Origin of the sequence: Rhodococcus sp. G-MC3, from assembly GCF_030063335.1 — a bacterium.
Taxonomy (GTDB): domain Bacteria; phylum Actinomycetota; class Actinomycetes; order Mycobacteriales; family Mycobacteriaceae; genus Rhodococcoides.
Genome location: NZ_JASISW010000007.1, coordinates 248,217 through 260,444 on the forward strand (window position 1 = coordinate 248,217; position 12,228 = coordinate 260,444).

14 protein-coding genes and 1 riboswitch are annotated in these 12,228 nt (G+C 62.7%); of the genes, 7 read left to right on the plus strand and 7 right to left on the minus strand.

What is annotated here, in order from left to right; translation table 11 throughout:
• Positions 1-13 precede the first annotated feature (13 nt).
• The gene (locus QMK17_RS10360; RefSeq protein ID WP_283508801.1) at positions 14-754 is read right to left on the minus strand and encodes a GTP pyrophosphokinase; all 741 of its coding nucleotides are present in this window, start codon (positions 752-754) and stop codon (positions 14-16) included.
• Positions 755-792: 38 nt separating this feature from the next.
• The gene (locus QMK17_RS10365) at positions 793-1,110 is read right to left on the minus strand and encodes a hypothetical protein (RefSeq protein WP_283508802.1); all 318 of its coding nucleotides are present in this window, start codon (positions 1,108-1,110) and stop codon (positions 793-795) included.
• Between the two features lie 269 nt (positions 1,111-1,379).
• On the opposite strand from QMK17_RS10365, the gene QMK17_RS10370 reads away from it, so the two are divergent.
• Entirely contained in the window at positions 1,380-1,793 is a 414-nt protein-coding gene (locus QMK17_RS10370) for a DoxX family protein (protein ID WP_283508803.1), read from the plus strand.
• Positions 1,794-1,856: 63 nt separating this feature from the next.
• Here QMK17_RS10370 and QMK17_RS10375 read toward each other — a convergent pair whose 3' ends face one another.
• The 3 genes from QMK17_RS10375 to QMK17_RS10385 are packed head-to-tail and all read right to left on the minus strand — an operon-like array spanning position 1,857 to position 4,751.
• The gene (locus QMK17_RS10375) at positions 1,857-2,285 is read right to left on the minus strand and encodes a PPOX class F420-dependent oxidoreductase (RefSeq protein WP_283508805.1); all 429 of its coding nucleotides are present in this window, start codon (positions 2,283-2,285) and stop codon (positions 1,857-1,859) included.
• 42 nt (positions 2,286-2,327) lie between these two features.
• Positions 2,328-4,301 carry a helicase-related protein gene (locus QMK17_RS10380; RefSeq protein WP_283508807.1) on the minus strand — a complete coding sequence of 658 codons (1,974 nt, stop codon included), beginning with the start codon at positions 4,299-4,301 and terminating at the stop codon, positions 2,328-2,330.
• Positions 4,302-4,352: 51 nt separating this feature from the next.
• Entirely contained in the window at positions 4,353-4,751 is a 399-nt protein-coding gene (locus tag QMK17_RS10385) for a VOC family protein (protein ID WP_283508809.1), read from the minus strand.
• A gap of 185 nt (positions 4,752-4,936) precedes the next feature.
• Between QMK17_RS10385 and QMK17_RS10390 the strand changes: the two genes are divergently transcribed.
• From QMK17_RS10390 to QMK17_RS10400, 3 genes are read left to right on the plus strand one after another with little or no spacing between them, the layout of a single operon-like run.
• The gene (locus tag QMK17_RS10390; RefSeq protein ID WP_283508811.1) at positions 4,937-5,647 is read left to right on the plus strand and encodes a type 1 glutamine amidotransferase; all 711 of its coding nucleotides are present in this window, start codon (positions 4,937-4,939) and stop codon (positions 5,645-5,647) included.
• Between the two features lie 30 nt (positions 5,648-5,677).
• Positions 5,678-6,844 carry an alpha-hydroxy-acid oxidizing protein gene (locus QMK17_RS10395; RefSeq protein ID WP_283508812.1) on the plus strand — a complete coding sequence of 389 codons (1,167 nt, stop codon included), beginning with the start codon at positions 5,678-5,680 and terminating at the stop codon, positions 6,842-6,844.
• Positions 6,841-8,124: an alpha-amylase family glycosyl hydrolase gene (locus QMK17_RS10400; protein WP_283508814.1), complete on the plus strand. Its 1,284-nt coding sequence runs from the start codon at positions 6,841-6,843 to the stop codon at positions 8,122-8,124. The genes QMK17_RS10395 and QMK17_RS10400 overlap by 4 nt, the downstream gene beginning before the upstream one ends.
• Here the strand turns inward: QMK17_RS10400 and QMK17_RS10405 are convergent.
• Positions 8,114-8,428 (minus strand): hypothetical protein, encoded by a 315-nt coding sequence (locus QMK17_RS10405; RefSeq protein ID WP_283508816.1) that lies wholly within the window; start codon positions 8,426-8,428, stop codon positions 8,114-8,116. The genes QMK17_RS10400 and QMK17_RS10405 overlap by 11 nt on opposite strands.
• Before the next feature lie 59 nt (positions 8,429-8,487).
• A riboswitch (TPP riboswitch) is annotated at positions 8,488-8,587 on the plus strand.
• An 89-nt stretch (positions 8,588-8,676) separates the two neighbouring features.
• Here QMK17_RS10405 and QMK17_RS10410 point away from each other — a divergent pair.
• Both QMK17_RS10410 and QMK17_RS10415 read left to right on the plus strand, forming a co-directional pair.
• Entirely contained in the window at positions 8,677-9,447 is a 771-nt protein-coding gene (locus QMK17_RS10410; RefSeq protein ID WP_283508818.1) for a 3-oxoacyl-ACP reductase, read from the plus strand.
• 16 nt (positions 9,448-9,463) lie between these two features.
• On the plus strand, positions 9,464-10,735 hold the full coding sequence (locus QMK17_RS10415; RefSeq protein ID WP_283508820.1) for an LLM class flavin-dependent oxidoreductase: 1,272 nt from the start codon (positions 9,464-9,466) through the stop codon (positions 10,733-10,735).
• Between the two features lie 37 nt (positions 10,736-10,772).
• Here the strand turns inward: QMK17_RS10415 and QMK17_RS10420 are convergent, their stop codons facing one another.
• Complete coding sequence (locus QMK17_RS10420) at positions 10,773-11,663, minus strand: alpha/beta fold hydrolase (RefSeq protein ID WP_283508822.1); 891 nt, start codon at positions 11,661-11,663, stop codon at positions 10,773-10,775.
• Positions 11,664-11,743: 80 nt separating this feature from the next.
• Here QMK17_RS10420 and QMK17_RS10425 point away from each other — a divergent pair, with 80 nt between their 5' ends.
• Entirely contained in the window at positions 11,744-12,205 is a 462-nt protein-coding gene (locus QMK17_RS10425) for a hypothetical protein (RefSeq protein WP_283508823.1), read from the plus strand.
• The last annotated feature ends 23 nt before the right edge of the window (positions 12,206-12,228 follow it).

The window sequence follows — 12,228 nt, forward strand, 5'->3', positions numbered from 1 at the left end:
AATCGACGGCACATCATGCTTCCCTGCTCCCGTTCATGATCGTCATGAGCAACTCGCGCGGCAGCGCCAACGGGGGCATCGAATCCAGATGTATTGCGTCGTCGCCCTGGTCGCTCTTGAACTCGGCAACCTCGTCATGCAGGCGTTCCATTGTCACGTCCAGCTCGTTGGCCTTGGTAGCGGCCTCGGTGAGCTCGGTCAGCAGCGGCGCAGGAATGGTGCCGTCGTATTTGTAGAAGATCTTGTGTTCGAGGCTGGCCCAGAAATCCATTGCGATCGTTCGGATCTGGAGCTCGACCGGGACTGGTTGTACACGATCGCTCATGAAGACCGGTATCTCGACGATGACGTGAAGGCTCTTGTAGCCGTTGGGCTTCGGGTTCGCAATGTAGTCCTTGACCTCCAGAACTTTCACGTCAGACTGACTGCTCAGCATGTCCGCGATGCGGTAGGTGTCGGAGATGAAACTGCAGGTGATTCGGATACCGGCGATGTCGACGATGTTGGTGCGAATATCGTCGAGCGTAAGTGGGCAGTTCTTACGTCCGGCTTTGGTGACGATGCTTTCCGGCGTCTTGAGTCTGGAGCTGACATGCTCGATCGGGCTGTACCGATGGATGTGAGTGAACTCCTCTTTCAAGATGGTGATCTTGGTCATCAGCTCGTCGATACCGAACTTGTAACTCATCATGAAGCGCGTGAAGTCGTTTCGTAACTGCGCGAAATCCATCGCCGCTGGGTCGATGCTGTCCATAGTGAAAGATTCTGTACCAATGATCCGACTTGGCTGCATCAGCGCTGGTCACCGGCCGCTGGGTCACTGCCGGCTGGGTCACTGCCTGCTGGCTCACGTCCGGCGGCTGCGCCGCCGGCACGCGAGTCGAAGCTGGCGTCGGAGCACCGGGGGCCGAGCGGCGGCGTGAAGGTGATGTGCCCGCATGTTCTGCAGGCGTGAGTGCGGTGGTGTCCGCGGCCGCAGGAACATGCCCTCGACCCGACCAGCACGGTTCGCGGGACGAGGGCATGACCGCGAGCGCACGTCTCCGGTGCGCTCTCGACCCATCGATCGCCCAATCGATGGAGCGTTGCTGGGGTGTCGGGAACATCCACGTGCGACACCTGCCTGTGAGGTATGGACCGTCCGGTGCCGGGGGAGGTTCCGGACGGCTCGATCAGGTTAACACGTATTCGAACGTATGTTCCCATCGGACCGCCCGCTCTCTGGGTTTGCGCTGATCCAATCTTTCTAACGCTGTTTCGCAGGTGCGGTGGCTCATCGATGGTCTCGACGCGGACCGGTATCAGGCCGCGATGAGTTCTCGCGTCGAGGCGTGTCGATACAGGCAAGTACGTCCACCCCTTGAACATCGGAGAATGCCATGACCGCACCGACCGCAACAACTGCAAGGACCAACTCTCGCATCGCAGCCCGCATCGGCTGGGTGCTGACGGGGTTGATCGCAATCTTCCTGATCATCGACGGAGTGTCCAAGCTGTTGAACGTCGACGACGTCAAGAATGCCACCGTCGAGCTCGGTCTGCGGGACGAGATGACGCCGGTCATCGGCATCGTGCTCCTGGTGTCCCTAGCGCTGTATCTGGTGCCGCGCACCGCATTTCTCGGTGCTGTTCTGCTGACCGGTTACCTCGGCGGAGCGGTGCTGACCAACTGGCGAGTCGACAAGCCGCTCTTCAGCACCGTCCTGTTCGCCGTATATGTGGGCATCGTCGTATGGGCTGCGCTGTACCTCCGCGAACCGAAGGTGCGCGCAGTCATGCCGTTCGTACGTTGATGTCCGGATAAGCCCTCATATATTTCGACGGCATACGTCACCGGTAGGGGCCGAAGCAACGATTCAGCCGAGGCGCTGCCCGTACACGTGGTCGACCGTCATCTTCATCAGCACTCGGCGGTCGGTGACCATGACGGATCGGTACTCGTCCCAATCGGGGTGTTCCCCGGCCGCGGAGCGGTAGTAGTCCACCAGAGCGTTCACCTCGGGACTGTCGGGGCCCGCGCCGGGACCGACGAGGGTCGCTTCGCCTTCGGCTGTGGCCCAGGACCTTCCGTCCGCACTGGTGACCTCGAGCGTCGCCCGCGGATCGTTGCGCAGATTCTTCGTCTTGGCGCGTCCGTCCGTCATCGAGACGTAGATGACGCCTTCGGCTCGGTCGTAGAACGGCGTAACCGGCGACAGCTGCGGCCGACCGTCGGACTTGATGGTGGCCAGGACGCTGACCCGGCCCTCGGCCAGCAGGGCGTATGGGTCGAATTCTTCGCTCATGGTGCCTCCACGTCTTGAATTGCTACTTCACCGGTCGTATCGCTACTTCTCTGCGCGAGCTGCGAGGAACGCCTCGGGATCGATCAGGTCGGCCTGTCCGACTATAGAACCCAGATCTGCGATCCGCTCGATCCCGACGAGCACCATCTCCTCCTCGACGGTGCCTTCGGCGTAGCCGTAGTAGCAGGTCGACGTTGTGTGGTTGTGGTCCTTGTCGATGCGATTGGCGCGACCCTCGATCTGACGGATCTCGATGGGCGTCCACCGTGGATCGTGAATCAGCGTCACCCGCGGCGCGGCCGTGGACACTGCCAGGAGCGGAGCCTGCGGAGTGACCCCATTGCGCGACTCCGGCAGCAGTAGCTCGTTGGAGTGCAGGTTGATGGCGCTGGTGGTCGTCGAGATGATGACGCGGGCAGCGCCGGTCTGGAAGCGTCGGATCTCGGCTTCCTGCGCGGGACTGCTCATGCCGCCGTCCACGACGGCGACATCCTGACCTTCCTCGCGCAGTGTCTTCGCCAACGCAGCGACCGATTCACGGTAGAACATCGAGACGAACACCTGGTTGCCGTCGCGCACCCACGCACGGACCTGATCGGCCGAGGACTGAATGCGCAGGTAAGAACACTTCTGTCGAAAACGAAGGGCGGCAGCCCTCGTGCTCGGGTTCTTCTGCAGGACCCGTCTACCGCCGACGGACTTCCACAATGGCAGACCGACTTCCTTGCGGTAGTCCACCCAGGCCGAGTTGTAGAGGCGTTTCTCGGCAGCGGTGAGTTCCTGGCCGAGTGGCTCGCGCGGAGTCGGCGGCGACGGACGCGAGATAGACCACGGCACAGCCCCGCCGGCCAGCCACCGGTGGATGGTGCCGATGTCTCGTTCGCGTCGCGCAGCATCTTCCGGTTCCCATCGCCAGGTCTTGAGCCCGGTGCCGGCTTTGCCCTCCTTGATCGCGAAGCCCGACTCCTCCAGGAAGCTCGCCCACTGAGTTGTGACGGCGTAGCCGAGGGCATCTTCGCCGGTGATGATGTCGCCGTCCGCCCTGCTCTGCTCGATGGCGCGTGCCATGTACGCGAAGTGCATCGGCTGATAGCCGGGGGTTGCGGACATCCATACGACGGCCCGCGCCGCTTCTTGATAGCGCCACAGAATCTGCGACTGCTGCGACTCGATGTTCATCAGAGCGTGGGACTCGTCGGCGACCACGATGTCGATCTCGAAGCGCAGCTCACCGAGGGTGATGGTCCGTTTGTTCTGCGTTTTCTTTCGTTTCCCGAGATCGGTGTCCTCGGGGACAGTCAGCAGCTTCTTCGTCGACTGATAGGTGAGCAGCAGCCAGCGCTTACGATCGGTCGGATCAAGGTCGGCCTCGGAGTCAGCGATGGTACGACGCCAGCCTGGGAGCGCCCCTTTGGGAGCAACGACCAACACTGTGGAGATGGCGGGATCGTCCATCTGGCGAACCGCTTCACAGACGGCGAGGGTCTTGCCGAGGCCCGTCGAATCCATCTGGGCGAAGTACGGAAAACCGTTGTCCATGGCGCCCAGCTGCCGACGCACCGATTCGAGCTGCGTCTCACGCGGCGTCATCGACCGCTCATGAACCACCTCGGAGCGCCAGGTGTCGTTGGCGTCGTCCTCCACCCACCGCTGCAGGCTGTACGGCATGGACTCGAACGAGGCGAGACCGACCGGAAGCTCGGTGCCGTAGAACGCGAACACGCGAGGCCCCGGATGCCAGCGAGCGCCCGACGCCGATGCCAGTGCCCGATCCTCGAAGGGAACGTCGAGAACCCACACCCGTTCCCCCGGATCGGGTAGCCGCAGCTCGGGCGAGGCGGTCTTGCGTACCGGCTTCCGGCGCGTCGTGGTGCGCTTCTTCGCCGTGGCTGTTGTCTTGGAAGCTGTTGTTTTGGAAGCTGTGCCGTTCGAGGCCTTGAACTTTCGTGCCGCTGCGCTCTTGCCCGCGCCGACGGTTCGCGCGGTGGTGGTGGGTTTACGTCTACGGGGAGGCACGAAAACACCGTAGAGCACCTCACCGACACGTCGCCTCACCGACACAAGTGGTCAGGCAGGCGGTGCGAAGAACTCGAGAGCGATGTTGTCGGGATCGCGGAACGAAATGCCCGACCCATAGTGCGCGTTCTTGATTCCGGTGTGCGCGATGCCGAGATCGTCGAGTGTGCCCGGCCACTCCGCAAGCTCTTCCTGGGTACACGCGAATGCGATGTGATCGAGGCCGATCCGGCGTTCGTCGAAAGGCCCCTCCCCCGCTGACCCCTTGTGAGTGTGCAGACCGAACAGCATGCCACCGGCCAAGGCGAAGACGGAGTGGTGGAAGTTGCCCGATTCCTCGTCCTCGTCCAGCACTGGTTCGGTACCGAACAGGGCGGAGTACCACTGCGTGCTTGCGCCTAGATCGGACACGGTGACGGCCACGTGGGCCAGCCCGGGAAATTCGGTCATGTCGGAACCTTCCTTCGGCAACATCTCTCGTGAATCAGGTTATTCCTCATGGTCTTTTCATATCGGTGCTTCGTGCCGTATCCGTCCGTTCGGGTAGTGGAGAGTCGCCGCCTCTAGATGCCGCTACAGCGCACCCGCCGTACTGTTCGACTTACCTACGTAGAGCAAGAAATGACGGGAGCACAGTGACCGAGAGCAAGAGCCGGGCCGTGGTGCTCGTGCACGACCGAGACCCCGACCTGGGCTACCGCAACATCGGTACCCTCGTCCCCGAACTGAGGGGACGTGGCTACCAACTCGACGTCCATTCCTTCGACTACGGACTCGGTACCGAACCGCCGCCGCTCGATGGTGCCGCGATGGTTGTGGTCATGGGGTCGCCCGACGCCGCCTATGACGAATCGCCCTGGATCACTCCGGAAATCGAGTACCTGGAGAGCGCCATCGAGCTGGACGTCCCGATCCTCGGTGTCTGCTTCGGCGGGCAGTTGCTGGCGCGAGTGTTGGGAGGGTCCGTCGCGAAGTCCCGGTACCCCGAACATGGTTTCACCGAGATCGAGACGGCGGAACCTGCGCTGGAGGGGCCGTGGATGGAGTATCACGGCGATACGTTCGTCGCTCCCGAGACGGCGACGGTGATTGCGCGGAACGGTGCAGGTCAGCAGGCGTTCGCGCATGGTCCGCACCTCGGGCTGCAGTTCCACCCGGAAATCGACCCGGATGTCTTCGAATCCTGGGCCGATGCCTGGGTACGCGATCATATCGAGCAGGACGAGGAGCTGGTCGAGGAAATCACACAGGACCTGAAAACGGGTGCGGCCGCGGCTCGGGCCCGCTGCAGCGCGCTGCTCGACGCCTGGATTGCAGGAGACCTGGCCAAACGAATAGGCGGGTAGATCGCTACGGCCCCGTACTACGGTGGGGTGATGAACTTCAGTGACCATCAGATCGGCATTTATGCGCAAGGCATGTTCACCGATCAGAGGCCGCAGATCACCACGAATCTAGCGAAGCTGGAAGAGCAGGCTGCGGCGACTCTGACGTCGGAGGCGCTGGGCTACATCGTTGCCAGTGCAGGCAGTGGTTCGACGGCCCGTGCGAACCGAGCGGCGTTCGACGAATGGGCCATCGCGCCGCGGATGCTCAGAAGCGCCGCGGAGCGCGACCATTCGTGCACGGTCCTCGGCACGAGAATGCCCGCGCCGTTGCTGATCGCCCCGGTGGGTATCCAGACGTTGGCGCATGAGGAAGGCGAGCTCGCGACCGTCCGCGCTGCGGCTGCGCTCGGAGTGCCGTACATCCACTCGACGCAGGCGTCGCACTCGTTCGAGCAGGTGGCCGAAGCAGGTGGTGATGCACCGCGGTGGTATCAGTTGTATTGGCCCACCGACGAATCCGTTCTGCTGAGTTTCCTGGAACGTGCGAAGAACACCGGCTTCACCACGCTCGTGCTCACTCTCGATACGACACTGCTTGGCTGGCGTCCGGCGGACCTCGATCGTGGGTACCTTCCCTTCCTGGCGAACCTGGGGATCGAGAACTACCTCACCGATCCGGCGTTCAAGGCCGGCCTGGAGCAGTCCGCCGAGGCCAATCCGGTTGCTGCAGCGATGCACTGGGCTCAAATGTTCCCCAATCCAGGGTTGAACTGGTCGCAGTTGGAATTCCTGCGCCGGCATTGGGACGGCCCGATCGTGCTGAAGGGCGTCTGCACCGTCGGCGACGCCCAGCTCGCAGCCTCGCATGGTGTGGATGGCATCGTGGTCTCCAACCATGGCGGGCGCCAGATCGACGGCGCTCGTGCGTCGTTGAATGCGCTGCCGGGGATCGTCGATGCCGTCGGAGACCAGCTGACGGTGCTGTTCGACTCCGGAGTCCGCACCGGTGCGGACATGGTCAAGGCGCTTGCGCTCGGCGCCGATGCAGTGCTGCTCGGGCGACCGTTCCTCTATGGCCTCGCACTCGATGGACAGGCAGGCGTCGAGCACGTACTGCGCTGTCTACTCGCTGAATTCGATCTTGTCACCAGCTTGTCCGGGCACACGTCAGCGTCGGAACTGAGCCGGGAATCGCTGCTGGAGGTGCGGCCATGACGCCGAGATGGACCGAGCACGCAATCTGGTGGCATCTCTACCCACTCGGGTTTGCCGGCGCGCCGGTGCGGGACTGGGACGGCACTTCGCTTGCCGGCGAGCACAAATTACTCAAAGTGGTCGAATGGCTGGACTATGCAGTCGAACTCGGCGCTTCGGGAATAGCACTCGGACCGATCTTCGCCTCCGAAGGACATGGATACGAGAGCGTCGATCATTTTCACATCGACTCCAGGCTCGGCGCCGACTCGGACTTCGAGACCCTCGTCGACGAGGCGCACAGCCGTGGCATGAAAATCATGCTCGACGGTGTCTTCAGCCATGTGGGTCAGAAGTTTCCGAAGTTTCAGGAAGCGTTGGCCGGCGACGCCGATGCTCGATCATGGTTCCATCTCGATGGAGAGGGCAAGCACCGCAGCTTCGAGGGCCACGATGAATTGGTCGCCCTGAACCATTCCAGCACAGCAGTACAGCAGTACGTCGTCGACGTCATGTCGCACTGGCTCGGTCTCGGTGCCGACGGTTGGCGTCTCGACGCGGCCTACGCTGTGCCGCTGCGCTTCTGGGCATCAGTCTTGCCGAGGGTCCGTGAAAAGCATCCGGACGCATACTTCCTGGGCGAGGTCATTCACGGCGACTACTCGCAGATCGTGACGGGAAGTTCGCTCGACTCGGTGACCCAATATGAACTGTGGAAAGCCACGTGGAGCGCAATCACGGAGAAGAATTTCTTCGAGCTCTCGCACGCGCTCGGTCGACACAACGACTGGCTGGAGACGTTCGTGCCTGCGACATTCGTCGGGAACCACGACGTGAACCGCATCGCGAGCACCATCACCGACGAGCGACATCTTGCGCACGCACTCGTCGTACTCTTCACGATCGGTGGAATGCCGATGATCTACTACGGCGACGAGCAAGGATTCCACGGGGTCAAGGAGGAGCGCGTCGGCGGCGACGACGATGTCCGCCCTGAATTTCCCATGAACAGAGAAGGACTCGCTGCTGACGGATGGCCGATCTTTCATCTGCATCAGGAACTGATCGGGCTGCGAAGACGCCATTCGTGGTTGCATTCGGCCCGCACCGAGACTGTCGATCTGACCAATACGGCACTGTTCTACCGAGCATTCAGTGGTGAGGAGCGCATCCACGTCGTCCTCAATCTCGGCGACGACGCCGTCGACTACCGGCTGAGCGGGGAGGTTCTCGCAGGCGAGGCCTCGGTCAAGGGCGGTAGGACGGTGGTTCCGGCGCATGGGTGGGTTGTCATAGGTTGAGCGCGCTGGCAGCCTTTGCGTGCTCGAAGAAGTTCAACACGCTGGGCAGCCGATCTTCCGAGACGGTGAACTTGATCCGCCCGCCGGTGTAGCGGATGTCGCCGTTCGGCATCCTCAGTCCGACAGTGAACCGCATGCCCGCCTTGGTCGGCTTCGCATCGACTCCGAGGTGATCGACGTGCCAGCGGCTGTGACCACCGGAGGCAACAGTCTCGGTGGCGTCGAATACATCGACGGTGCGGTGATCGAGTACAAGCAGGACATTCTCGTCGAGCGGGCATTCCAGATAGGTGCGCTCCGTCATCGTAGGAGCTTATATCCGACTCTAGTCTCGAAGATAGAGAGCGATAGGGACTACAATCGATTCTCGACACGGGGTGCCGCTTTCACATGAAGCGGCTGAGAACACACCCGTCGAACCTGATCTGGTTAGCACCAGCGACAGGAGTTGAGCCTGCGAAACGGGCCCACTCCTTTAGGGATGTCGGCATCCGTCACCGGGTGCATTGCCGTCTCTGTCGAAGGTCCGACCGACTGACGAGAGGCACCAGCATGAACTACCACGACTTGGAACTACAGGACCAGACGGTTCTGGTCACCGGCGGTGGGCGCGGACTCGGATCCGCAATCGTCCGCGCATTCGCGGCCCAGGGCGCACGGGTCGTGGTCGACTACCGAAACAGCCGGGAGGCAGCGGAAAAGTTGGCGGCCGAGGTCGGCGGCCTTGCAGTACAGGCCGATGTGACCGACGCCGATCAAATCGACGCTCTGTTCACCGCTGCCGAGCAGCACTTCGGCACCACGATCACCACCGTCGTCAACAATGCTCTCGCCGACTTCTCGTTCAATGGTGACGCACGGAGCACGGCTGACTCCATCACCTGGGAGCAGTTCGACGCTCAGTTCCAGGGGGCGGTCCGCGGAGCGTTGACGACGACCCAGCGCGCTGTACCCGGCATGCGCGCCGCCGGATTCGGCCGGATCGTCAATGTGGGCACCAACCTGTTCCAGAACCCCGTTGTGCCGTACCACGACTACACCGCCTCCAAAGCTGCGCTGCTGTCGCTGACCCGCACACTGTCCGCTGATCTCGGTGCCGACGGCATCACCGTCAACATGGTCTCGGGCGGACTGCTGCGCACCACCGATGCCAGCGCCGCGACGCCGGAGGCAGTCTTCGACATCATCGCGGCATCGACTCCGCTGCAACGCGTGGTCACGCCCGCAGAGTTTGCCGACGCTCTGCTGTTCTTCGCGTCGCCGTGGTCGCGCTCGGTCACCGGGCAGAACCTCGTGGTGGATGGCGGTCTGGTCAAGAACTGACCGGGACAGTCGACACATGTTGCATTTCAACGCATTTCTGCACAGCTGCGGGCACCACAGTGCTGCGTGGCGTCACCCGCGTTCGCGCGTCGAGGATCTGGGTGACATCCGCTACTACGAGGAACTCGCACAGACCGCCGAGCGCGGTAAGTTCGACGCTGTCTTCTTCGCCGACGGCCACTCTGTTCGCGACCCGGCTGGTGCGGGCACGTGGTTCCTCGAACCGATCACCGCGTTGACGGCGATGGCGCGGGCAACGAGACGCATCGGGCTTGTCACGACCATAAGCACGACTTTCTACACGCCGTTCCACGCTGCGCGTCTGCTGGCGTCGCTCGATCACATCAGTGGTGGGCGAGCGGGCTGGAACGTCGTCACCTCCATGTTCGACGCCGAAGCACGCAATCATGGGTACGACGAGATCCCCGCTCGGGCCGAGCGATATGCGCGTGCCGAGGAATTCGTCGAAGTGGCGCTCGCGCTGTGGGACAGCTGGGACGCCGACGCTCTGGTTCTCGATCGCGCCGGAATGTATGCCGATCCCGAGGCTGTTCATCCGATCGATCATGTGGGTGAACACTTTTCCGTGGACGGACCGTTGACGGTGCCGCGTTCGCCGCAGGGGCGTCCGGTGCTGTTCCAGGCCGGGGCGTCGGGACAGGGACGCGATCTTGCAGCGCAGTACGCCGAGGCAATTTATGCGGTTGCCTATGACATCGAGTCCGGGGCGAGCTATTACGCCGACGTGAAAGCCAGGATCGACAAGGCAGGCCGTGACCCTTCGGCAGTGGGCATCATGCCGGGGTTGGTCACCTATGTCGGTTCGACGATGGCGGAGGCACGCGCGAAAAAGGCAGAGCTGGACGCACTGTTGCCGGTCTCCCAGTCGTTGCGTCAGCTCGGCATGTTCGTCGAACAGGATTGCAGTGGCTGGGAACTCGATGCTCCGGTCCCGGTGCTGCCACCCATCGGGGAATTCACGGGCCCGCACGGCCGGTACGAGACGATTCTGCGGATCATCGCCAAGGACTCTCCCACCGTTCGCGAACTTCTGGGCACCCTCGCTGCGGGCGGTGGACACGCGACGATGATCGGCACTCCCGAATCCATCGCCGACGATATCGAAGCCTGGGTGCATCGGGGCGCTGCAGACGGCTTCAACCTGATGCCTCCCCTGTACCCGGACAGTCTGACCGATTTCGTGGACGAAGTAGTGCCAATCCTGCAGTCCCGTGGCGTGTTTCGACGGGAGTACTCAGCCGACACGCTGCGTGGTCATCTAGCTTGAGTGCCCGGCCATGCCCGGCATCGGGGGTCGGGCTACCTCAGCGCAGCGAGGCTATGTAACTCTTCGTCAGGGCAGCGATTTCCGACGCGTGAGAGATCGGTGACCAGTGTCCGGCGGGAATCTCGTTGCGCGTCAGGTTCTTGACCCACTTGCCGGTGTCCTCGTACGAGAACGGGCGAACGGCGACATCCTCGGTGTTGATCACCAACTGCACGGGGACCTCGACGTAACGTTCACGTGGCTTCGTCAGGCGCGGAATGATGTTCGCGCGATACCGGTTGGTTCCGGTGACCGCGTCGGACCACAGCGTCGAGTTCTGCGTCACGAGTGCGGGATCCACGTTGGAGAACTCTTGGAGGAACGCGGGCCATCCCTTGGCGAACTGACGTTTGATTCGCAGCGTCGACAGTCCGGGAATGTGGAACGTGACGGTGTACCAGGACGCGCGTGTCTGCGCGAGCAGCTGCCGTAGCCCGGCCCATGTCGGCTTCGTCAGTCTCGACCGTGACCATTTTCCGAGATGGTCGAGGTTCGGACCGGAAACGGATGTGTACGACAAGATTCGATCGATCGCGCGAGGTTCGGCGACGGCCTCCCATACCTCGACTGCGCCCCAGTCGTGGGCGAGTACGTGGACCGGCTTGTTCGGGCTGACGGCGTCGAGCACCGCGTAGAAGTCCGACGCCAAGTTCGCCAGGCGGTATGCCGACTGCTCCTGCGGCACCGTGCTCTCCCCGGCGCCCCTCGTGTCGTAGCTGATGATGCGGTACTCGTCGGCGAGCAGTGGGACGATGTGGCTCCAGAGTTCGTGGGTGTCCGGCCAACCGTGGACGAGAACGATCGTCTCGCCGTCGGGGTTGCCGGTCTCGAACACGGCAAGGCTCAGGCCCTCGTTGACGACTGTTGTTCGTTCCACGGTGGTGCTCATACGAGCCGACTTTAGTATGAACACTGGTTACATGTACATGGTCTGTCGGTACCGGCTGCAAGAATCGCCAGGTGATTCCGATGCCTGAGTGGCCACCCACCGTCCGCGCGATCGCGACTGCCACCGACCATGCCGTGACCGCCGCTCGCGCCAGGTCCAACGCCGACTTCGCTGACGCCGTGGGCGCACTCGCGTCCGAGGATGCGGCCAGGGTCGGACTGATTCACGCCGAGATCGTGCGCTCGCTACTCGAAGAGTTGCACTCCGACGGGCTGACCGGGGAGAACGTGCAGGATGCGTTGGCGAGCACGGTCCGCTCGGCGGCTCAATGGATCCCCGATCTGGATGTGCCAGGGTTCGTCGAGGTCCTGACGGGCGCGCTCGGAGTGGCTGACGCCGAGGAGAAGCGTCCGGCTCCTCGGCCTGAGCATGCCGTCCTCATCATCACGGACCTGCTGGTCAGACGCAAAGCTTCTGCCGAGATCTATATCCGCCGGGCAGTCGCCGAAGTGCGGCGTGCGCAGACGATCGAGATGCCCTAGCGGTAACTAACTATATCTAGCAA